General features: G+C 59.9%; 19 protein-coding genes. 18 read left to right on the top strand and 1 reads right to left on the bottom strand.

Features of this window, described 5'->3' with window-relative positions; translation table 11 throughout:
* Positions 1–208 precede the first annotated feature (208 nt).
* From eccCa to HMPREF2651_RS04565, 18 genes are all read left to right on the top strand, one after another.
* The gene (gene eccCa, locus HMPREF2651_RS04650; protein WP_049180786.1) at positions 209–3,982 is read left to right on the top strand and encodes a type VII secretion protein EccCa; all 3,774 of its coding nucleotides are present in this window, start codon (positions 209–211) and stop codon (positions 3,980–3,982) included.
* On the top strand, positions 3,982–5,370 hold the full coding sequence (locus HMPREF2651_RS04645) for a type VII secretion-associated protein (RefSeq protein ID WP_049180787.1): 1,389 nt from the start codon (positions 3,982–3,984) through the stop codon (positions 5,368–5,370). Before eccCa ends, HMPREF2651_RS04645 begins: the two co-directional genes overlap by 1 nt.
* Before the next feature lie 202 nt (positions 5,371–5,572).
* Entirely contained in the window at positions 5,573–5,899 is a 327-nt protein-coding gene (locus HMPREF2651_RS04640; RefSeq protein ID WP_005510029.1) for a WXG100 family type VII secretion target, read from the top strand.
* Positions 5,900–5,972: 73 nt separating this feature from the next.
* Complete coding sequence (locus HMPREF2651_RS04635; RefSeq protein ID WP_005509924.1) at positions 5,973–6,260, top strand: WXG100 family type VII secretion target; 288 nt, start codon at positions 5,973–5,975, stop codon at positions 6,258–6,260.
* A gap of 319 nt (positions 6,261–6,579) precedes the next feature.
* Positions 6,580–7,023 carry a 50S ribosomal protein L13 gene (rplM, locus tag HMPREF2651_RS04630; protein ID WP_005509852.1) on the top strand — a complete coding sequence of 148 codons (444 nt, stop codon included), beginning with the start codon at positions 6,580–6,582 and terminating at the stop codon, positions 7,021–7,023.
* Positions 7,020–7,580: a 30S ribosomal protein S9 gene (rpsI, locus tag HMPREF2651_RS04625; protein WP_049182341.1), complete on the top strand. Its 561-nt coding sequence runs from the start codon at positions 7,020–7,022 to the stop codon at positions 7,578–7,580. Before rplM ends, rpsI begins: the two co-directional genes overlap by 4 nt.
* A gap of 220 nt (positions 7,581–7,800) precedes the next feature.
* Complete coding sequence (locus HMPREF2651_RS04620) at positions 7,801–9,723, top strand: acyltransferase family protein (protein ID WP_049182340.1); 1,923 nt, start codon at positions 7,801–7,803, stop codon at positions 9,721–9,723.
* 43 nt (positions 9,724–9,766) lie between these two features.
* Complete coding sequence (locus HMPREF2651_RS04615; RefSeq protein WP_070585995.1) at positions 9,767–11,455, top strand: VanW family protein; 1,689 nt, start codon at positions 9,767–9,769, stop codon at positions 11,453–11,455.
* Between the two features lie 101 nt (positions 11,456–11,556).
* Positions 11,557–12,900, top strand: a complete 1,344-nt coding sequence (glmM, locus tag HMPREF2651_RS04610; protein WP_038627699.1) for a phosphoglucosamine mutase — start codon at positions 11,557–11,559, stop codon at positions 12,898–12,900.
* A 16-nt stretch (positions 12,901–12,916) separates the two neighbouring features.
* Entirely contained in the window at positions 12,917–13,573 is a 657-nt protein-coding gene (gene idi, locus HMPREF2651_RS04605) for an isopentenyl-diphosphate Delta-isomerase (protein ID WP_049182338.1), read from the top strand.
* Between the two features lie 4 nt (positions 13,574–13,577).
* Positions 13,578–14,603, top strand: a complete 1,026-nt coding sequence (mvk, locus tag HMPREF2651_RS04600; protein WP_224786608.1) for a mevalonate kinase — start codon at positions 13,578–13,580, stop codon at positions 14,601–14,603.
* Entirely contained in the window at positions 14,600–15,577 is a 978-nt protein-coding gene (mvaD, locus tag HMPREF2651_RS04595) for a diphosphomevalonate decarboxylase (protein WP_070585986.1), read from the top strand. The genes mvk and mvaD overlap by 4 nt, the downstream gene beginning before the upstream one ends.
* Before the next feature lie 12 nt (positions 15,578–15,589).
* Positions 15,590–16,687 (top strand): phosphomevalonate kinase, encoded by a 1,098-nt coding sequence (locus HMPREF2651_RS04590; protein ID WP_049182337.1) that lies wholly within the window; start codon positions 15,590–15,592, stop codon positions 16,685–16,687.
* Positions 16,688–16,780: 93 nt separating this feature from the next.
* On the top strand, positions 16,781–17,836 hold the full coding sequence (locus HMPREF2651_RS04585; RefSeq protein WP_038627713.1) for a hydroxymethylglutaryl-CoA reductase: 1,056 nt from the start codon (positions 16,781–16,783) through the stop codon (positions 17,834–17,836).
* 194 nt (positions 17,837–18,030) lie between these two features.
* Complete coding sequence (locus HMPREF2651_RS04580) at positions 18,031–19,221, top strand: hydroxymethylglutaryl-CoA synthase (RefSeq protein WP_049182336.1); 1,191 nt, start codon at positions 18,031–18,033, stop codon at positions 19,219–19,221.
* A 99-nt stretch (positions 19,222–19,320) separates the two neighbouring features.
* Positions 19,321–19,656 (top strand): hypothetical protein, encoded by a 336-nt coding sequence (locus HMPREF2651_RS04575; protein WP_049182335.1) that lies wholly within the window; start codon positions 19,321–19,323, stop codon positions 19,654–19,656.
* Positions 19,656–20,900 (top strand): hypothetical protein, encoded by a 1,245-nt coding sequence (locus HMPREF2651_RS04570; RefSeq protein WP_049182334.1) that lies wholly within the window; start codon positions 19,656–19,658, stop codon positions 20,898–20,900. The genes HMPREF2651_RS04575 and HMPREF2651_RS04570 overlap by 1 nt, the downstream gene beginning before the upstream one ends.
* Positions 20,900–21,181 (top strand): hypothetical protein, encoded by a 282-nt coding sequence (locus HMPREF2651_RS04565; RefSeq protein ID WP_049182333.1) that lies wholly within the window; start codon positions 20,900–20,902, stop codon positions 21,179–21,181. The genes HMPREF2651_RS04570 and HMPREF2651_RS04565 overlap by 1 nt, the downstream gene beginning before the upstream one ends.
* Positions 21,182–21,196: 15 nt before the next feature.
* On the opposite strand, the gene HMPREF2651_RS04560 is transcribed toward HMPREF2651_RS04565, so the two are convergent.
* Positions 21,197–22,048 (bottom strand): dienelactone hydrolase family protein, encoded by an 852-nt coding sequence (locus HMPREF2651_RS04560; RefSeq protein WP_049182332.1) that lies wholly within the window; start codon positions 22,046–22,048, stop codon positions 21,197–21,199.
* Positions 22,049–22,101 lie beyond the last annotated feature (53 nt).

Genomic DNA, 22,101 nt, shown 5'->3' with positions numbered 1-22,101 from the left:
GCTACTCGGGGTAGTAACTGCGCGTGCCCCCGCTAACAGTCTCGGCCATGCGCTGCGAGAATCCGGAGTGTGTTTTAAGCTATGTGCACACCGATTGGTCGGGGGATTGGCCGTCGAGTGAACACAAGGGGCGACACATAGCGGGGGGATTTTTGTGACTAGTGCACGGGCGGGGATTTCGGCTACCCGAAAAGCGGGGCCGCAGCCTATGACGGGCACAATCGCGCCGGATGCGCCACCGGAAGCGCCGGAGCCACAGCCGGTGCCGCTGATGCGTGCACTCATGTCGTTGATCATGGTCGTGGCGGTGGTTGGCATGGTGGTGTTGATGTTTGTCTCTGGGATGGGACGTAACCCGATGTCGTTTATGTTTCCGCTGATGATGGTGTTTTCCACTGTGGGCATGATGGTGTCGGGAGGGGCGGGAAATAAGGACATGGCACCGGCGCGGAAGGACTATCAGAGGCATTTGTCCAGTATTCGCCGGGCGGTGGCGAAAGCAGCGAGGATGCAGCGTGAATCGGCGCAGTTTATCCACCCTCGGCCTGGAACTCTGTGGCAGCTGGGGGCGATGGGGCGGGCGTGCGAGCGCCGAAAGGGGGACCCGGATTTCTTGCAGCTGCGCATCGGGGTGGCAACGCAGCAGCCCGCAACGCTTGTGACACCGCCGGCAATTCCGGCGCCCGAGAAACTGGATCCGGTTTCCGCCGTAGCACTGCGGGAAGTTATTCGATCGGCTCGTCAGGTTGAGGGAGTGCCCTTTGCCATAGATGTGTCGGCCTTTGAGATTATCGCCCTCACTGGAGATACCGCGGCGCAGGGGCTGGCTCGAGCGATGGTCGCCCAAGCCGCTGCGCTGCATCATCCGGAGGATTGCCTGATTGCAGTTGTGGGAGATGGGTGGGAATGGCTGAAATGGACACCACACCACGGGCACCCCGCAGTTACTGATGCCTGTGGCTCAGCGCGGTTGCGGGCAGCGACGTGTGCGCAGCTGACGGAGCTGCTCACGGCTATCGACACACTGCCAGCTGCAGTGCTGATTGTGCTGGCGGATTCGAGCGGACAGCTCGATGTCACTGAACTGACACCGATTTTTGACGAGGCGGGGTCGGAGACCTCGGTAGCTCTGCTGACCGTCGTGGAGGCGCAGTCAATGTTGTGGGAGGCCGCGGTTAACCATGGCATCGCGCTGGCCGTTTCCACCTCTACTGTGCATGCGGAAACCGCGTCCGGAAGGGAGGAGATTGGTGTACCTGATCAGCTGAGTCCAGCAGAAGCGGAGGTTCTTGGGCGGAGCTTGGCGCGTTTTGAAGTGCCAACAAGCGCAGATGATTCTGTTAAGACCTCGGAAGATCCGGTTATGGAGGAGCTCGGGTTGTATCCGCCTCCGACAACTCTGCGCTACCGACCGCGCTCTGGCAGTGCTCGTCTGCGTATTCCCGTTGGGGCTGATGACGGCGGCGCGCCGGTCTATCTGGATTTTAAGGAGAGCGCCGAGGGCGGCATGGGCCCACACGGTCTGTGCGTTGGTGCCACAGGATCGGGTAAGTCGGAATTCCTCCGAACGACCGTGGTAGGGCTCGCAGCCACGCACAGTCCGGATCAGTTGAACTTTGTGCTGGTGGACTTCAAAGGCGGTGCGACGTTTCTGGGACTGGATCAATTGCCTCATGTCTCGGCGGTGATTACCAACTTGGAGCAGGAGCTTATCCTGGTCAACCGCATGGAAGACGCACTGCGCGGTGAGATGACGCGGCGCCAAGAGCAGCTACGCGCTGCGGGGAATTTCGCCGGTGTCAGCGACTATGAACAGGCCCGGCGCTCTGGGCAGATAGATGCGCCACCTATGCCCGCGTTGCTGATTGTGGTGGATGAGTTTTCGGAGCTGCTCTCCGCACGCCCGGAGTTTGCCGAGCTCTTCGTTGCGATTGGTCGGTTGGGGCGCAGTTTGCACATGCATTTGCTGCTGGCCAGTCAGCGTCTGGAGGAAGGCCGCTTGCGCGGGCTGGAAAGCCATCTTTCCTATCGCATTGGGTTGAAGACCTTTTCCGTCGCGGAGTCCCGCAGCGTGTTGGGTGTTCCGGACGCCTATCATCTGCCGGCCATCCCGGGCATTGGGTATATCAAATCTGCTGCCGCCGAGCCGGTGCGTTTTCGGTCGGCGTATGTTTCCGGCCCGGTGGTCCGCCCGCAGCCTGTTGACGGTGCGGCGGCTGGGGCAGAGCAGGGGCTGCAGGGGCAGGTCGCCACTGTCGCTGAATTTACCGCTGAAAATTGGACGCGGGAGGCTTTCGGTGCGTCGTCAAGCGATGGTGGAATGGTGGATCCGCCTGTGCAGACATCGGAGCAGACGGTGCTCGGTGCCGTGGTGGCAGCGGTATCGCACGTACCGACACGTGCGCATCGCGTGTGGCTGCCACCATTACCGGAGGCCATCGAGTTCCAGCCCGACGAGCAGCTGCCGCGACAGCGATTGACCGGTGTGATTGGACTGGTGGACAAGCCGCTGTTTCAGCGCCAAGACCCACTGCGTATTGACCTGCGCACAACCGGCGGGCACGTGGCAATCGTCGGAGCTCCGCGGTCAGGAAAGACCACTGCTGCACGCACAGCGGTCCTCGCGCTTGCCGACGGCATCAGCGCCCGTGACCTGCATTTTTATATCGTTGATTGTGGTGCGGGCGGCTTGAGCGACCTGGCTGAGTTGCCGCATGTCGCGTCGGTTGCACACCGCGGAGACGAGGAGCTTATTCGCCGTACGCTTGGTTTTTTGCGTCGTGAGGTAAGTCGTCGGGAACAGCTCTTTCGCGCTAATGGATGGCTCTCGTCGGAAGCAGCACGGGCGGCAGGGCAGCCAGATTCGGTGTTGGTCATTGACGGCTGGGGTGCGTTCAAAACGGAGTTTCCGGCGCTGAGTGACGATGTGCAGGCGCTGGTTGCAGATGGATTGGCGGTGGGAATTCATGTCCTGCTGACAGCCCATCGGTGGACGGACATGAGACCTGCCGTTCGCGACCTGATTGGTACTCGGATTGAGCTGCGTCAGGCGGAGTCGATGGATTCAATGATTGATCGTAAGGCAGCGGAGCTGGTGCCGGAGAGCCCAGGACGTGGGGTCGCGCCGGGCGGCTTTTCGATGTTGGTAGCTCTCACCGGTGCTGCGGACACCAAGCGGATTGTAGAGACGGTGCCACACGGTGAGCAGGCGCCCAAGCTCCAGTTGTTGCCGCGGCGGATTGATATTGCGCGTTTGCCGCGACCAGCGGCCGCGACGAGAGGTGCGATTGCAGTGGGTCTCGAAGAAGCCGGTCTGGGCGCGGTGATATTCCACCCCGAAAAGGATCGCCACCTACTGATATTCGGTTCGGCGGGCAGTGGCAGAACCGCCGCGCTGAAGGGCATCGTTCACCAGCTGCGGTACTCGCAGTCGGACTCGAAATTCGTCGTGATTGACTACCGTCGTGGGCTAATGGAGGCCGTGCCCCAAGAGCGGCTGGCCGGCTATGCAGGCTCGGCTGCGGTGGCGACGCCCATGCTGGCGGAGCTGGCAGAGGTACTGAAGGCTCGTCTCCCGCAACCGGATATCACTCCAGCGCAGTTGAAGGCCCGAAATTGGTGGAGTGGTCCAACCATCAATGTCATCGTGGATGACTATGACCTCGTGGCTGGCTCACGGGGTAACCCCTTGCAGCCGCTGGCAGAAGTCATCGCTCACGCCGCCGACATTGGGCTCAATATCTTTTTCGCCCGTCGAATCAGCGGGGCGTTGCGTTCCCTCCACGACCCGGTCATGGGTGCGGTTAAGGATCAGGGCGCCAGCGTCTTTGTTATGGATGGCACACGCGACGACGGCCCCATCCTCGGCGTAAAGCCCTGCGAACAGCCGCCGGGTCGTGGCTATTGGGTGGCGCACGGCCAGAGTCCGCAGGTTGTGCAGTTGGGTTTGTTGGATACTGCTGGTGACCAGGAGGACAGTTGATGATTCGGGTCGATTCTCCTGACACCACGCAGACCCCGACGCTGCGCCACGGTACCTGGCATCTGTGGGGACTCGCGGCACCTGCAGACACCACAGAACTGGCTGTGCATGGCCCTAGACCGCTTCTCGAGAGCATGCAAACAGTCATTGTGCCCAGCTATTGGGGTGCTGTGCGACAGTGCCGGCTGGCCTCCGCGCTATTGGCTGCCGAACTCAATCCGTACATTCTGACGCTTGCCGACGCCGTTGTGGAACTCGATGAGGCAACTGTGTCTCATAGCGTGTTGGTGGAAGTAGAGGAAACGCGTGTCTGTGTCACTCGTCTGAGCGGTGGGCACATTGACAGTCGGATGACACATTTGGTCGGAGCGAACGACAGCGCACCGCTGGTGGAAACAGTTATTGCGCTGGCTTATCAGCTGACCATGTATCCGGATGTACCCCAGGGGATACCTGATGATGTGGAAGTTAGCGGTGGGCGCGGTATTACCGAGTATCCGCCCCGCTGGCAGGAGGATATTGAGTTCATCGTCGGCGAAGTTCCACCTGGGCTAGCGAACCCGCGGCGAGCTCTACTAGTCGATCGTCTGCGCGACCGTGGGTTTTTGGTCTTCGACTGTCCAGCCTCGCGGCTCGGGGAGTGCGTAAATCCGGCCTGGTTGAAAAGCATCGGCGACGCTGAAGCCGGTGAAGTGGAGCAATTGGAGGATCTCGCGGGGAGGCATCCTGCAGCCAGGGGAGAAGCCAGCGCAGTGTCGAATCAAAGCACAGTTGTGTCAGTAGCTGCCGTTGGTTTGTTGACGGTGGTGGTGCTGATTGTTGGGATTGCTGCATGGCTCATTAGTGGCGGCATAGGCAGGGAGAACGAGGGGAGGCAGAAGCAGCGTGAGACATCGCACGCACAGGCTCCTCCTGTAACTACGCCACCTGTAACTACGCCTCCACCCACATCGAAACCGGTTCCCGATTCTGCTCCAGTAGTCATGCTGGCCAATGCAGGCGTGGAAGCTCGATTTCCCGGCGGGTGGGAGCTTGATTCGGCAAGTCCGTTCGACCGTCTGATTGCGGTGGATGGCGGAGATATGCGCGTATTGGTGCTCGCTAATCCGCTTTCGCAGGACATGGCGCTTGAACATCTAGCAGCAGCTTTGAGTAGCTCCGTTGCCGGGGATGAGACAAAGTCCGCGCCGGAACGCAGGCAAGTACTGGGCACCGATGTCGTAGTCCTAGAAGAGCGGCTGCCGTCAGGTAATTCGATAGTGCTCTGGCATCACAAAGTGATGGACGGAACTCAAGTCAGTGTGGGGTGCCAGTTCAGAGGAAGGACTATTGCGCCGGTACGGCCCGTATGCGACCAGGCAGTAGTAAGCGCTCGGCCGGTGCCGTAATGCGCAAGGGGCGTAGAGAAGGTGACTGGGGCGGGGTGGGGGTAGGTAGGGGTAAAGGTCGGAAAACCAAAATGGAACCGAATCGGGGTTTTTCGCGCCAAACAATATGACGGGTTTTTTAACGCGGGAAGCTGGCTGGCTCGCGCGGGGAGGTAAAAATGCCGTCGTTAATCAGTCACTCAACACGAAAAAGGGGGAAACAGTGGCAAACCTATTTGCAGCCGAATCAGATCAAATGACCACTACCGCAGGGGACGTCGATGGCGTCAACTCGGAAGTACAGGGCGAGCTGGGGCGCATTCGAGGCGTCGTGGACGGTCTGGCGGGGGAATGGAAGGGCCAGGCTAAAGACAGCTTCGATGATCTGATGCTTCGTTGGGATGACGCAGCTATGCGTCTATCCAATGCGCTGACGGATATTGCGGATAACATCCGCGCAAATTCCAGCAGCTTCGATGCGGGCGAGGACGAGGGGGCGTCGTCGTTCAAGCAGGTGGCAGCAGCGGGTGCGTCGTTGCTGAACCTCTAAACGTTTTGTCGGATCGCACAATTACAACACTGAATCACACAACACACATCACCTTTTGGGGAAAGGGTTCTTAATGCAACCAATTAGGTACAGCTTCGGCGGCATCGACGGTGCTGCGGATGACATTCGTTCCACTTCTGGCACTATCAACGGGCTGCTCGGAGATTTGAAGAAGCGCATCGCGCCGATGGTCTCTACGTGGGAGGGTGAGTCTTCGGATTCTTACCAGGAGGCTCAGCGTGAATGGGACACAGCAGCGGAGGAGCTCAATATGATTCTCACGACTATTGCGGATACTGTCAGCGCAGGTAGTCAGCGAATGGCGGATATTAACCGCCGTGCGGCAGCTAGCTGGGGATAGCTTGGATCCTGGTTGAGGCACTTTTGATTGAGCTATGTAACCGGGGGGAGGGGGAGGGCATTTGCTCAATTGAGATCCTCAATTAGGTATCTGCCTTTGATGTATTCTTGCTAGCAGCACTCCGGGGGGGGGAGGCCAGTCTCAGCAGTTTGCAGCTGAGACTGGCTTTGGCATTTTTGTTCTAGCGCCATCTCAAGGTAAAGTAGCCAAACTGTGTGCGCACACGTGAATGTTGCCTCGGGTCTCCACCGGCCGCCGGGGAATAACAACAGTGTGCACGGTGGCTGGCAAATCTACACGGACCCTAAAAGGAGTCATGTTGTCTACTTTCCATCCGAAGGACGGTGACATCGAGCGCAAGTGGTACGTCATCGACGCTACCGACGTTGTTCTCGGCCGTCTGGCTACTCACGCCGCAGACTTGCTGCGCGGTAAAGGCAAGGCTTACTTCGCCCCTAACGTCGACTGCGGTGACCACGTCATCATCATCAACGCCGATAAGGTGCACGTCTCCTCTAACAAGCGGGAACGTGAGATGCGCTACCGCCACTCGGGCTTCCCGGGCGGTCTGAAGTCGATGACCCTGGGTCGTTCCCTCGAGGTTCACCCGGAGCGCGTTATCGCTGAGGCTATTGAGGGCATGATGCCGCACAACAAGCTTTCGCGTGCGTCCATCAAGAAGCTGCACGTCTTCGCCGGCTCCGAGCACCCGTTCGCCGGTCAGAAGCCTGAAAACTACGAGATCAAGGCGGTGGCACAGTGACCAACCCACAGGACGTCAACGAGAACCAGAACGTAGAGGCCACCGAGGCTTCCTACGATGATGTTCAGGCTGCCGCTGCTGCTGCCACCGAAGAGTTCACCTCTTCCATCGGCGATGCAGTTGCTACTGAGGCAGAGGCTGAGGCGGCTCCGGCTGCACCGCTGACCCTGGATCGTCCGATTCAGACGGTCGGTCGTCGTAAGCGCGCTGTCGCCCGCGTCGTTCTGACCGCTGGTTCCGGCAAGATTGTCTGCAACGGCCGCGAGCTCGAGGACTACTTCCCGAACAAGCTGCACCAGCAGGAAATCAAGGACCCGCTGGTCCTGGTCGAGCGCGAGAGCCAGTTCGACATTAAGGCCAACATCAACGGTGGTGGCCCGTCCGGTCAGGCCGGTGCTCTGCGCCTGGCTATCGCTCGTGCCCTGAACGAGTTCAACCCGGAGGAGCGCAGCGTTCTCAAGAAGGCTGGCTTCCTCACCCGCGACGCTCGTGCTGTCGAGCGCAAGAAGGCTGGTCTGCACAAGGCCCGTCGCGCACCGCAGTACTCCAAGCGTTAAGCTTTACTGCTTCGAAAAGCACCTCAGTTTGCGTATTACGCGCAAGCCGGGGTGCTTTTTTGGGTTAAAGTCCGCCGTGACCAGGCATGGCTGCATTTTTGGGGCAAGCCCCGTACGTTAGACTTTTATCCGTTAAAAACTGCCACGAGAATCGTTGTTCGCGGTGCGATTGCGGTGCGATGGAAGTGCGATTGCAGTGCGATGGGAAGAAGGAAACCGTATGGCGGTGAGCACCACAGCCACCAAGACCTCCGACGTGAAGAGCTCCTCTAACTCGTCTTCGGTGGCGAAGCATCCCTTCCGCATTCGACGCGTACCAGGCATTGATGGGCTGCGCGGTCTGGCCGTTGCCACTGTGGTGATCTACCACTACTTCGATAATGTGCTGCCCGGTGGCTACATCGGTGTGGATATCTTTTTCGTGCTCTCCGGATTTCTTATCACTTCGCTTCTGGTGCGCGAACGCGCGGTCACTGGGCGCATCGATCTAAAGGACTTCTGGCTCCGTCGACTGCGCCGCATCGCCCCGGCTGCGATGTTTGTGCTATTTATTTCCATCGCCGTCGCAGGTCTGGTTGGCGGTGATCCCGCTGTTGGATTGTCGACGCAGTTTCTCGGCACGGTCTTTTTCGTCAATAACTGGACGCAGATTGCGGGCTCTCAGTCCTATTTCGCGGATTCTGGTGTGCAGCTGCTAGCCCACTACTGGTCACTGTCGGTAGAGGAGCAGTTCTACTTGCTCTGGCCACTAATCTTTGTGGCTCTTCTCGCGCTGAAGCTGGCATCTCGCAAGCTGGCAGCAGTGGCGGGCATTGGCGCGGTTGCTTCTTTCGTGTGGATGGTGTCACTCTACGATCCGAAGGTTGACCCCACGCGGGTCTACTACGGCACCGATACTCACGCCTTTGGTCTCCTGTTTGGTGCGGCCCTCGCATTGTGGTTGACGTCGACGTCGTCACGCGCGGAGGCGGACTCCTGGCCACGCACAGAACCCTTGCTGCGAGATTTCTTTGGCAGTTCTGCCCAGGCTTTCGTAGTGGCCTCGCTGCCGCTGATTTTCCTGTCGTTGGTTTTGCTGATGATGTCAGATACCGCGTCGGCGACTTACCTCGGTGGGTTGGTGTTCGCGTCGTTGCTGTCGGCGGCGATTCTCTACCTTGTCGTTCGCGGTGTCTCGCCCGTGCGTCAGATTTTTGAGTTCAAGCCACTGTGCTGGTTGGGAAAGATTTCTTTCTCGCTGTACCTGTGGCACTGGCCGGTCATTGTGCTCATCCGTGAACTGCTGGAGCGCAATGAGGCGATGCAGTATGAGAAACTCGCTGCCTTTGCAGGTATTGCGCTGGCGCTGCTTTTGGCGAATTGGTCGTACAAGAATGTGGAATCCCCAATTCGCCGGATGGGCTACCGCCGTTGGATGTCGCAGTTTTCGGGCACGCAGTACGCCGGTTCTTGGAAGCCGCGCGTTGCAGCAGTGCTGGCGTTGGTCGTCGTGGTTGGTGCAGTGGCAGGGATGGCCACGGCGCCGAAGATGACGCGTTTGGAGGCACAGCTACAGGAGGCAGCTGAGCGCCGTGCACAGGCACAGAAGGCGGAGGAAGCCGAGTTGGCCAAGCGCGTTATGCCGCGTGGTGACCAGATCACTGCTATCGGCGACTCTGTGATGCTCGCCTCGGCGTCCGCGTTGGAGGAGAAGCTGCCCGGCATCTACATCGATGCGGCAGTTTCCCGTGGTTATCCGGCCGCGCCGGAGATTATCGCCAGTATGAAGGCGGCGGGTACGCTCGATCCATTCGTTGTGCTGGGGCTTGGTATCAATCAGTCGGCTGCGGCATCGGACGAACACCTGTTGGATGAGATTCTCGATTCGCTGGGTGAAGACCGCATCATTGTCCTGATTAACCCGTACGGTGATCGCGTGTGGATGCCTCAGTCGGAGAAGGAAGTCCTCGACGCGGCAAAGAAGCGCGACAATGTCTATGTGGCTGACTGGTGCCATGGTGTGCGTGACGATTTGTCCAAGCTGCGCGCGGACCTTATCCACCCGACCCCGGATGGTGCCGAGGTCTATGCCAATGCCGTGGTCGATGCTTTCCAGCAGTATGCGAAGAACAAGAAACGCATTCCGGACACCTGCGGAATCTAATAAAAATCTAGTTAGTAGTGTTTCCACGGTAAAGTAAGTGGCTGTGGCCAAACAAAAGTCTTCCTCCAGTCACCGCGGATTAAAGATTTTCCTCGGCATCGTCCTCGGTATCTTCGCGCTCTTCGGTGTGTTTTACGCTGTCGATTACGTGCTTAATAAGGACCATGTCCCGCGCAGGTCTACCGTTGCGGGGATTGACATCAGCACGCTGAGCGCGAACCACGCTGAGGCGAAGCTCGAAGAACAGCTCGGTGATCTTTCCACTCATCCAGTGGCGTTGCGTGCCGGCGAGCGCGCGGCGGAGGTTCTGCCCGAGGAGGCGGGGCTGAGCATCGACTGGGAGAAGACGGTCGCTCAGGCGGGCAAGCAGACGGCGAACCCAGTTACCTGGGTGCGCAGTTTCTTTACTACCCGTGAGCTGGATTTGGTCAGCGATATCGATAGCTCTAAGTTCGAACCGCAGGTCGACCGTCTCGTCGGCGAACTGACTATTGCTCCCGTCGATGGCGAGGTCAAGCTTGTTGACGGCCGCGTGGAAACAACTCCACCGGTCATCGGCCAAGATGTCGACCGCAATGCGGTCAGCGGGGATTTGGCCGCCAAGTGGTTGTCGCCGGAGGGCATCGATGTGGAGACCACCGCGCACGACCCGGCTATCGGTGAAGATCAGGTTCGTGAGGCAGCTGAGGGAGAGGCCGCCGATGCCGTGTCGGGTCCGATTGTTGCCAAGGGCCGCGATGGCAAAGATGGTGTAATTCCTCCGGAGCGCATGGCTGAGATCATCAGCTTTGTGCCGCGCGACGGCGGATTGGCCGCCGATATCAATGTCGACCGCGCACGCGAGATCCTCGAGGAGGGGCTGGCTGCTTCCGAGGTTGATAAGCGCAATGCGTCGATACGCTTCAGCGGTGGTTCGCGTGAAGTGGTCCCCTCGGTTGATGGCGTAGCCGTGAAGTGGGATGAAACTATGAAGGACTTCGCCGAGCGTGTGACTTCGACGGATAAGCGCGAGTTCGATGCGGTCTACGAGGACCAGCCCGCCACCTACACCACTGAACAAGCGGAAAGTGCGACCTTCGATGATGTCATTGGTGAGTTCACCACCGGTGGTTTCAGCTCGGCATCGGGAACAAACATTGCCCTGGTGTCTCAGATGGTCAACGGCGCATTCGTGGCGCCGGGCGATACATTTAGCCTGAACGGCTACACGGGGCCGCGCGGTACTGCGCAGGGCTTTGTCGAGTCGGGCATCATCCTCAACGGCCATGCGGACATGGCTGTCGGCGGTGGCATTAGCCAGTTCGCCACTACTTTGTACAATGCTTCGTACTTTGCGGGCATGGAGGATGTCGCGCACACTCCGCACAGTTACTACATTTCGCGTTACCCGGCCGGCCGTGAAGCGACGGTGTACGAGGGCGCAATCGACCTGGCGTTTAAGAACAGTTCCGACACTCCGATTCTTATCGAGGCCGTTACTACTGGCTCCGACGTCACTGTGCGCATCAAGGGCGTGAAGAGGGTCAACGTCGAGTCCATCAATGGTGGCCGTTGGGCATACACGCAACCGCAGCGCATGCAGGTCAGTGGCAGCTCTTGCCAGCCGTCGTCGGGTGCGCAGGGTTTTACCACTTCCGACACACGCGTCATTCGGAACCTCTCTGGCGCGGAAATCTCGCGTGAAACTCAGACTACGGTTTATGACCCGCAGCCATTTGTGTCCTGTGGCTAGTCTGGATTCGCCTGCGCGACCGGCTAAAGTAATACAGCATTGACAATGCAACAGTCCGCGATACCAAAACTCATAAACCCCCAAGGAGTGGTCTAGCAACAATGGCACGTCTTTTCGGAACTGATGGCGTCCGCGGTTTGGCGAATAAGACTCTGACCGCACCGCTGGCAATGCGGCTGGGTGCTGCTGCGGCCACTGTGCTGACTAGCGGCACGAATCCATCGGGGCGTCGTCCCCTGGCCATTGTTGGCCGCGATCCGCGTGTCTCCGGTGAGATGCTCGCCGCAGCGCTGTCTGCCGGCATGGCTTCCCAGGGCGTCGACGTCTTGCGTGTCGGTGTGCTGCCCACTCCGGCTGTCGCTTTCCTCACCGACGACTACGGTGCCGACATGGGTGTGATGATTTCGGCTTCTCACAACCCCATGCCGGACAACGGCATCAAGTTCTTCGCCGCGGGCGGCACCAAGCTTGACGACGCGGTGGAGAAGGAAATCGAACACGCTCTCCACAACCTGCCGGAGACCGGCCCCACGGGCACCGGAGTGGGTCGTGTCATCGAGGAGGCCCCAGACGGGCTCGACCGCTACCTGTTCCACCTCTCCCGTGCGGTCAGTACCAAGCTCGACGGCATTCGCGTCGTGGTGGATTGTGCAAATGGTGCTGCTTCGCAGGCAGCCCCCATGGCGTACGCGGCCGCCGGTGCCGACGTCGTCGCTATTCACGACAAGCCGAACTCTTACAACATCAACGATAACTGCGGTTCCACCCACATTGAGGTTTTGCGCGCGGCAGTGCTGGAGCACGGCGCGGATCTGGGACTGGCTCACGATGGTGATGCCGACCGCTGCCTGGCTGTGGATTCGCAGGGCAACATCGTCGACGGTGATCAAATCATGGCCATTCTGGCCGTCGCCATGAAGGAAGAGGGGCTGTTGCACCACAACACGCTGGTGGCCACTGTGATGAGCAACCTCGGCCTCAAGCTGGCGATGGAGGAAAACGATATCGCCCTGCGCACCACCAAGGTCGGCGACCGCTATGTGCTGGCTGATTTGAACGCTGGCGGTTACTCGCTCGGCGGTGAGCAGTCGGGGCACGTGGTCATTCCGGATCACGCCACCACTGGTGACGGCACCCTCACTGGTCTGTACCTCATGGCGCGGATGGCACGCACTGGTAAGTCTCTGGCTGAGCTGGCCTCGGTAATGAAGGTGCTGCCGCAGACTCTTATCAACGTGCCGGTGTCCAACAAGGCCGCAATTCTGGAGTCTAATGAGGTCAAGGCCGCCATCGATGCAGCCGAGGAGAAGCTGGGCTCCACCGGTCGCGTGCTGTTGCGCCCGTCCGGCACCGAGGAGCTCTTCCGCGTCATGGTGGAGGCCGCCGATGCGGAATCGGCCCGCAAGATTGCCGGGGAGTTAGCTGCGGTTGTGGCCGCAGTCTAAAGTCAGGAGTGTGGAAATGAATGATGCGCCAGAGGACATTAAAGCCCGCTTTGCCCCGGGTGAAGCCGACATCCAGGTAGAGGTAGTCGATCGTGACGGTCGAGTTCTCGGTACCGTCGGCAAGCTTGAAGCACACGTTCCGCCGGGAATTTTGCACCGTGCCTTTTCTCTTTTCCTCTTCGATGAGCAGGGACGCATGCTGCTGCAGCGCCGTGCGGAGTCGAAGTATCACTCACCACTGCTGCTGACGAATGCGACCTGCTCGCACCCACTGCCGGGGGAGCCGGTGGCGGATGCCGTTGAGCGTCGTGCGAAGGAAGAGCTCGGTGCGGATGTCTCCCAGTTGGAGGAAATCGGCATCGTTATCTACCAGGTCATCGATGATCGTTCGGGACTGGCGGAGCACGAGTACAACCATGTCTACGCCGGCATCGTCGATCCGAAGTCGGTGGATATCAACCCCGATGAGGTCGATGAAGTGGTGTACGTGACCCCGCAGGAGCTCGCCGAACGCCGCGCCAACGAACCGATGACGGAGTGGTTTAACCACGTCTGGGGTGTTGGTGCGGAGAAGTTCTCCAAGTACGGTTTCGACATTGCGGGTGTGCCGGGTATCCATGGCCCCGCGGAGGCGCAGGCTGCCGCACAGTCGGTTTCGGAAAGGGATGTGTAGCTTCGTGACCAGCGTAGAAAACGCCAGCGTCGACGACTTCGGCCTCGACAAGTCCGAGGAATTGGAGACCGGAGAGTTCTATGCCCTGGCCAACGAGCAGGGTGCCGCATTCGGTGAAGGGCATGCCAAGTCGATTCTGTTGGGCGAGCATTCTGTCGTCTATGGCAAGCCGGCTATTGCGCTGCCGGTGACATCGCTGCGCACGATGGCGTGGATTGACCGCGTGGAGGATTCTCCCGTGCTGTTTTCCATGGATGGCGAGGTCATTGACATCGACGAGCTGCCGGAGCGCTTTTCCTCCATCGCCGCTGCACTCCGCGCTGGCCTGCGCACCTTCGGTATTCCCGAACGTGACCTGCTGATTCGTCTCCGCTCCGGTATCCCACCCGCCGCAGGGCTGGGTGGTTCCGCCGCTGTGGCACATGCGCTTATCGACGCAGTGCGTGACCTCGCCGATGGCACTTTGACCGAGCGTCAGCGCTTTGACCTGGTGCAGGAAGCTGAGCGTCTGGCGCACGGTAACCCCTCTGGCCTGGATGCCACGGTTGCCCGTGCGTCTCGTCCGGTCTACTTCAAGCAGGGGGAGTTCCATCCGCTGCAGGTAGCCAAGAAGATGTGGCTGGTGCTGGGGGATACCGGTGTGCGTGGCTCGACGTCGCTGGCCGTTGCCCGCGTGCGTGGTTTCGTCGATTCCCATCGAGTCCACGGCCAAGAGTTGTTGGACCACTTGGGGCAGCTGACCGATGCTGCGGTGCACAACCTGGCCAAGGGCGATTTTGCCCGTCTGGGACATCGCATGGACTCGGCGCAGGAAGCGCTAGAGGAACTAGGTGTTGGGCATGAGTCCATCACTGATCTCGTCACTGCCGCACGTCTGGCAGGTGCCCACGGTGCAAAGCTCACTGGTGCCGGTTGCGGCGGCTGTGTGATGGCGCTGGCAGAGTCCGCCGATCACGCGGAACTGATTAGCCATGCCATGATGGGCGCCAATGCCGTTGCTACTTGGACTGTGGAGGTAAATCCCTCGTGACCACGACCGCTACCGCCGTCGCTCATCCCAACATCGCCCTGATTAAATACTGGGGCAAGCGCGATGAGGCCGTGCAGCTGCCGGCCACAGGTTCGCTGTCCCTTACTCTGAGCATCGCTCCGACGACCACCACGGTGTCGCTTATCGACGACCCCAGCGTCACCGCCGACTTGGGCACTTTGAACGGCCAGGAGATGGCGGGCAAGGATCTGTCCCGTGTTCAGAAGTTTTTGGATTTGGTCCGCGAGCGTGCGGGCAGCACTAGCTTCGCAGAGGTGACCAGCACCAACGAGATTCCGACGGGCGCTGGACTGGCCTCGTCCGCGTCAGGCTTCGGTGCTCTCGCGCTGGCCGCGGCGAAGGCCTACGGCCTGGACTACACCCCGGAACAGCTCTCGGCTCTGGCCCGTCGCGGTTCGGGCTCGGCCTGTCGCTCTATTTTCGGCGGCCTCGTCGAGTGGCTGCCCGGCGATGACGATGCTTCGAGCCATGCAGTGGCTCTGCCGGATTCCGGCCTGGACCTCTCCCTGGTCGTGGCGGTTTTGGCCCCAGGCCGCAAGAAGATTGACAGCCGTGCCGCCATGCGTCGCACGGTCGAGACCTCACCGTTCTTCCCGGCGTGGGTGGAGCAGGTGCCCCGCGATATCGAGGACATGAAGGCCGCCATTGCCGCTGCGGACTTCACTGCGGTCGGCGAGCTTGCCGAGGCCAATGCCATGCGTATGCACGCCACTATGCTGGGGGCTCTTCCTCCGGTGCGTTACTGGAATCCGGATTCGGTGGCGGCTCTCGATCTCGTCGCTACGCTGCGCGACGAGGGCACCGAGTGCTACGCCACCATGGATGCCGGTCCGAATGTGAAGGTGCTGTGCCGCAGCGGCGATGCCGAGACCATCGCGGATCGTTTCCGCGCAGAGTTCGAGAATATTGACGTGCTGGTTTCCGGCTCCGGCCCCGGCGCATACCTGGTGTAGCTGGGGGAGTAGTTGAGTAGCGCTAAGGGCGAACCTCTCGAAGGCGAATCGATTGGCCGCGGCTGTGGCAAACTGTATCTCACCGGCGAATATGCGGTGATGGATGTTGAGGGGCTGGCCGTCATCGCAGGAGTCAACCGCTATGTGACGGTTCGGTGCCACGATGCCGACCCATCGCAGCCGGTCTCTCGCGTATACTCCAGCTATTACGGCCCGCAGGGGCGCGTCATTGATATCGATGCGCCAGGTGACATTGCTACCTATACGATTTCCCTGGTCTATCGCATTGCTGCGGGCGAGCTGGAAAACACCCCAGAGAGCCCCATCAATATTGTCATTGAATCGGACCTCGATGACGCCGACAGCGGTGCGAAGTACGGCCTGGGATCCTCCGGGGCTGTCGCTGTGGCAGTGACTCGTGCGCTGGGAGCGCACCTAGGCCTGGAGCTCAATTCGCTGGACGTGTACAAGATTGCGATGGTGGCCACGCTTCTGGCTGGTGCGGCTGGTTCCGGCGGCGATATCGCGTGCTCCGCGCACGGCGGGGTGGTGCTCTATCGCCGGCCGAATCCGACGGCGCTCGCAGAACTCGTGGCGGCTGATCCTGTCGCTGCCGTGGCGGCACCGTGGCCGAATCTTCGCATTGACGCCCGTGCCGACCTCGGCGGGTTACAACTGTTGGTCGGCTGGACGGGCAGTCCGGTGAAGACGGACTCTCAGTTGAAGAAGGCCGGTGGCGCAGACCGTGTTTTTGTACGCGGGGTCTCGTCGATAAGCGAAAAACTCTGGCAGGCGCTTGCCGACGGCGACCACACAGCGGCGTTTGCCTGCCTGCACGAGAATCGGACGCTGCTGCAGGACTATGAGCGCGAGCGTGCTGTGTGCATTGAGACGGAGAAACTGAAAGCGCTCGCCGACATCGCCGATGGCGCGGGGGCCGCGGGCAAGAGCAGTGGCTCCGGTGGTGGCGACTGTGGAATCGCTTTGGTCGGAGCCTCAAATGGTGCCGATGCTGAGAGTTCGACCCGAGAGACTGCCGCGGACATCACCGCGCGCTGGCAGGCAGCTGGCATTCGGCCGTTGTCGCTGAAGCTGGCCGCTCAACTTTGACCACAGTTTTTTGACCGTAGAATTTAAGACAGCTGAAATTTACAGAAGCTGGGAACCGAAGCTGCATGCAGCTAGAAAGGGTCGCTTAGGATAATGGCTGAAAAGAGCTCGCACGACCTGGAATATGCACACGTACCACTGAGCTGGATTGGCCCGGTGCGCATTAGTGGCAACGTCATGAATGACGAGGTGAAGATTCCGCTGGCGACTTACGAGACCCCGCTGTGGCCGTCCTGTGGTCGCGGTGCGAAGGTCTCCCGCATGATTGAAGGTGGCATTACCTGTACTTTCGTCGGCGAGAAGATGACCCGCTCGGTGATTTTCACTCTCGACTCGGCAGCTGATGCCGTCATTGCACGCGACAACATCCTGTCTCGTTATGACGAGCTGAAGAAGGTCGTGGAGTCCTCCTCGCGTTTTGCCAGGCTGGTGGATATTCACTTTCAGATCGCATCGCGTCTGCTCTTTGTCCGCTTTGACTTCTTCTCCGGTGACGCCTCGGGCCACAACATGGCCACGCTGGCGTCTGAGCGTTTGATGTCCTACCTGATGGAGCAGATGCCAGAGTTGGGCTATGGCTCTATCTCGGGAAACTACTGCACCGATAAGAAGACCTCCGCCGTCAATGGCATTTTGGGTCGCGGTAAGTACGTGATTGCCGAAGCCGTCATTCCAGAGCCAGTTGTCCGCGAACGTCTGCGCACAACTGCCAAGCGTCTGGCCGAGCTCAACGAGCGCAAGAACCTCGTCGGCTCCATCATGGCCGGTTCGCTGCGCAGCGGTAATGCGCACTACGCCAATATGCTGCTGGGCTTTTACCTCGCTACCGGTCAGGACGCTGCGAATATCGTCGAGGGCTCGCAGGGGCTGACGCAGGTAGAGGCGCTTGACGACGGCTCCGTGCGCTTTAGCTGCACCCTGCCACATTTGATCGTCGGTTCCGTGGGCAACGGCAAGGGCTTGGACTTCGTGGAGAAGAATCTCACGGCGCTGGGCTGCAAGGAGGACCGTGAGCCGGGTGAGAATGCCCGTCGTCTAGCAGCGTGCTGTGCGGCAATCGTCTGGTGTGGTGAGCTTTCCCTGCTCGCGGCACAGACGAACCCGGGTGAGCTGATGGAGGCGCACGTTTCTATCGAGCGGGCGAAGTAGTGCGTCGCAACAATTCGCAAAACCTAAGACAAATCTCAGGTAAACGCGCTAGATTTCTGTAGTAGGCAATTAACATTTTGTGGGCAAAATATCCCGTGGTCTGATGACTGCTCTGATGGTCGTTCTGATGACATGGGATGTTTCGTTGCCCGTTATTTCTTAAAATCTGTAGAGGTAGTGAAGGCACGGTTTTGATGACAACAAGCAATGTGACCCCGGTCGGTATTGATGACATCGCTTTTGCGACGGGTTCGTACTGCATTGACCTCGCCGATATTGCGCCCCGACTCGGAGCGGAACCGGCAAAATATCACAAGGGCCTGGGGCAGGAACGCTCCAGCGTGGTTGCCTCTGATGAAGATCCGGTGACGATGGCCGCGACTGCGGTGAAGAAGATTGTGGATCGCCACGGTATCGACGGCGTGCGCACCATCATGTTCGCCACTGAGACCGGTATCGACCAGTCGAAGGCCGCTGCCGTCTATGTCCACGAGTTGGTTGGTCTTGACCCGCACGCGCGCTCTGTTGAGCTGAAGCAGGCTTGCTACTCGGGTACCGCGGCGCTGCAGTTTGCGTGCGCTCTGGTGGCCCGCAATCCGGAGGAAAAGGTCATCGTTGTCGCCTCCGACATTGCCCGCTATGACCTGGACTCCGCTGCGGAGCCAACCCAGGGCGCAGGTGCTGTGGCCATGCTGGTGACCGCTAATCCGCGCATCCTGGCCATCGATGCGGCTTCGGGCGTCTTCACCCGCGAAGTTATGGACTTCTGGCGTCCGAACCACCGCAGTCAGGCGTTGGTGGAGGGCAAGCTCTCTATTGGCGCTTACATCGACGCTGTTCAGGGGGCTTACGAGGACTACCGTGCCCGCGGCGGTGTGGACTTCAGCGAGATTGACTACTTCAGCTACCACCAGCCGTTCACCAAGATGGCCTACAAGGCGCACCGGCAGCTGTCGGCCAATAACGGTGTGGAGCTCACCGCAGAGGACGAGGCCCGCCAGTTAGGCCCAACCACTGAGTACAACCGCATCATCGGTAACTCCTACACAGCATCGGCCTACTTCGGCCTGCTCTCGCTGCTGGACACCGAGAAGGACCTGACTGGTAAGAAGGTCGCTATTGTCTCCTATGGTTCCGGCTCAGTTGCTGAGTTCCTCACCGGCAATGTGGTCGAGGGCTACGAGTCCCAGCTGCGCACCGCAGATAATGCTCGTGAACTGGAAGAGCGCGTAAAGCTCGATGATCCGACCTACTACCGCCACGCTCAGGTGACGCATGAAGATCCTGGTGAGTACTCAAACCTGGGAGACGACGCACTGATCGGCACCGGTCCATTCAGCTTCACCGGTGTTGAGGGCTGTAAGCGCATCTACCGCGCTCGTTAGCCCGGGGGCACCCGCGCTAGGACCTCAACGGAACCGAATCCCCTTTTTTCGCGCCTAACAGTAATAAGAACTGTTTTTCGCGGGGGAAGGGGATTTTTCGTGTCCGCAAGTTTTACTGGAGGCAGTGGCGGAGGCTTGCTGCACTTTTCGGAGGATGCAGTGACAGCGGCTGCCCGAGAGATCGAGCAGCGCGGCCGTGACGGCCATGAGCGGTGGGGAAGCGCTCCCAATATCTCAGCAGCAGACTGTGGCCAGGGTTTTGCCGCCCAGGGGCATCGTCTGCAGCAGGCGGCAGTGCGGCTGCGTGAGCACGGGCAATCGATGTACGCGGGACTTGGCAACCATGCTCCGGCAGTGCGGGAACAGTGGCGTGTCTTTGCAAGCTGTGACAGCGACGGGAGTGCCGACCTCGGTGGAATTGAGGTAGTGGACTGATGCCATGGGTTGCTCGAATTCTTCCGATATTGGTGCGTGTTATTGGCCGTGGAAGCCGTATTGGAGCCAAGCGCGGGGTCGGCGGCATCGGCAAGAATCTGCCCAAAGTCTTGGATAAGGCGCGACGCGCTGACGGCTGGAAAGGCAGCGCCCTATCCAAGTTCTCCAACTCCGTGGGGTTGATAGCCTCCGCGATAACTATTGCTATGGCTTTCGATTGGGGCGGTTTGAAAGGCGATGCCGCCGGCGCCGCCAAGGAACGCTGCGATAAAGCCGCGCAGGACTGTGCGAATCAGGATGAGCGGTCCGCCGATGGCGCACAGAGTGTCGGCGAGTGCGGCAAGAAAGTCGACGAGGTCCTCGAGGATTGTGAAAAGCAGGCCGAAGATATGGCTGAGCAAACCGACGGTGTTCTCTCTCAGTGCGAAGCGCTTGTCGACGATCCGGAGGTCGGCGCCGAAGCCGCACAAGTGGCCCAGCAGGTGTGCAACAGTCTCGTCGACTCCACTGGTCAGCTCTACGATGCGCGCAATGCCTGCATCGAGCAGTGTCTTGAGCAGGCAGCGTGTGACACTGAGGCCGCAGTGGTCGCCACCCCGCCGCAGCCTCCTACTGTCCCTGCCAGTTCGGGTGCTACCTCGGCGGCCTGTGCAGAGGTGGCTGAGTCTGTGAGTGGCGAAGGAGCTACTGTAACCGGTGGCAACGGTGCTATCGCTGGTGGAACTGGGGTTGTTGCCAACGTTGATATTGGGATAGAGGCAGGCGTTGCTGCTGGGATATCCGTTGGAGATGCCATTGGTGCTGTAGGTGCTGCCAGTATCGCCGGAATTGCGGAGGCTGTGGGTGTTGCGGGCAGCGTCGCCACCTCGCTGCTCAACTTAGACATGTGCACGGAGATGGAAGAGTCAGTGTGCGAACAGGCACCTGAGCCAGCACCAGCTCCTGCGCCGGAGGACTGTAAGCCGGAACCAGAACCCGAACCCGAGCCCGAGCCGGAACCAGAAGATGCGCCTGAGCCACCTCCTCCGGCTGAGAAACTAAAGCACTTGGGAATCGAGCTGCCACAGGAACCGCAGTCAGAATCACAACAGCCAGAAACACAAGCAGAGCCACAGCCAGAACCAGCCCAGGACGCGGCAGCATCAGTGCAGGAATCTGCTTCAGCTGTGCCCGAGCCCCCTGAGCAGCCCAACGCACAGGAGCTTGTGGGCGCGGTTAATTCGCCAACGGCAGGTGAGTGGTAATGGGGAGTAAGCATGCCGCGAAATATGACCGGATTGGGCAGGCCTATTACGACGCTGCTGCAATGACCAGGCAGGAGTTCGAAACGACGATACAGAGGGCACAGAAAGAATTGCAGGGTTTGGAAGAGCGTCGTAAAGCACGCGAAATTAAGGAGAGAGAGGTGGCGAAGGGCGTCGAGAAGCAGCAAAAAACCGCCCGATCGAAGGGAACCGTTACGCGGTTGTTCGGGCGGGCGGGGAAAGGGACGCCGACGGTGAAGTCGATTCGGGGCGTGTCCTGAAGCGTGGCCTAGTGACTACTTGCCGGGAACCAGCGAGTGCTCCGGGTTTTCCGGCAGCTCCTTGATGAGCCACTCCATATCGCGGTTAGTTGTGCCCTTGATAGTGGCGGTCGGGTCTGCGAAATCCGAGTACTTCTTGTCGTCACCGACCGTGGCCAGCAGGAAGCCTGTGAGCGCGGCGCGCGCAACCTCCTGGTACTTCACCTTGGAAGAAGAGAAGCCCGCTAGGCGACGTAGAAGAGTTGTCTCCGAGAAGCTGCTCTGGTCAGCGTTGTCTACTTCGCGGTAAACGACATCGCCCTTCCACTGAACAGCCAGGCGAGCCGGGTTGCCGCGATCGAGCCACTTATCCTCGCCAGGGGCCAGGACGAGGCCCGGAGCCGAGACATTAGTTGCAGCCGCGCTGGAGGAAGGCGCGGTAGTCGCGGGGTAGACGCAGCCAACGCCGGAGATGATGTCGTGACCAGCGGCGGCGAGGACGGCTACGCCAGCGCCCATGCCGTGGCCGGCGACACCGAGTTTCTTTGGGTGGACGACGACCTTGCCCTCACCGAGGCGGACACCAGCGAGAATCTGGAGCGCTGTCTCCAAATCGTTGGCGAGACCACGGTGGTCTGCCACAATGCCATTTTCGGTGTCCGGAGCAGCGACCGCGATGCCCCACGAAGCTAGGTGACGCAGCGTGGCGTGGTACTCCTCAATCGGTGTGCGCCAATCGTGTGCGAAGGCGATACCGGGGATGCCATTGCCCTCTGCAGGCGTGTAGACCTTTCCCGGCAGGCCAGTAAAAGCTAGGTCACCGACCATGACGCGGTGCGGTCCACGCTTGGAAAGATTAGATGTCAGAGTCTTCAAGTTGTCAGCCACAGTGAATAGCTTAACTATAAGGGGCATACCTTTGCTGAAAAAGTGCCAGGATG

This window comes from Corynebacterium sp. HMSC063A05, from assembly GCF_001809695.1.
Lineage (GTDB): Bacteria > Actinomycetota > Actinomycetes > Mycobacteriales > Mycobacteriaceae > Corynebacterium > Corynebacterium amycolatum.
This window is presented reverse-complemented; position numbering and strand designations above follow the sequence as displayed.

Coding starts and splice junctions, on each gene's coding strand:
- eccCa (WP_049180786.1), top strand. CDS start 209: ATGACGGGCACAATCGCGCCGGATGCGCCACCGGAAGCGCCGGAGCCA.
- HMPREF2651_RS04635 (WP_005509924.1), top strand. CDS start 5,973: ATGCAACCAATTAGGTACAGCTTCGGCGGCATCGACGGTGCTGCGGAT.
- HMPREF2651_RS04565 (WP_049182333.1), top strand. CDS start 20,900: ATGGGGAGTAAGCATGCCGCGAAATATGACCGGATTGGGCAGGCCTAT.
- idi (WP_049182338.1), top strand. CDS start 12,917: ATGAATGATGCGCCAGAGGACATTAAAGCCCGCTTTGCCCCGGGTGAA.
- glmM (WP_038627699.1), top strand. CDS start 11,557: ATGGCACGTCTTTTCGGAACTGATGGCGTCCGCGGTTTGGCGAATAAG.
- HMPREF2651_RS04585 (WP_038627713.1), top strand. CDS start 16,781: ATGGCTGAAAAGAGCTCGCACGACCTGGAATATGCACACGTACCACTG.
- HMPREF2651_RS04620 (WP_049182340.1), top strand. CDS start 7,801: ATGGCGGTGAGCACCACAGCCACCAAGACCTCCGACGTGAAGAGCTCC.
- HMPREF2651_RS04645 (WP_049180787.1), top strand. CDS start 3,982: ATGATTCGGGTCGATTCTCCTGACACCACGCAGACCCCGACGCTGCGC.
- HMPREF2651_RS04580 (WP_049182336.1), top strand. CDS start 18,031: ATGACAACAAGCAATGTGACCCCGGTCGGTATTGATGACATCGCTTTT.
- HMPREF2651_RS04570 (WP_049182334.1), top strand. CDS start 19,656: ATGCCATGGGTTGCTCGAATTCTTCCGATATTGGTGCGTGTTATTGGC.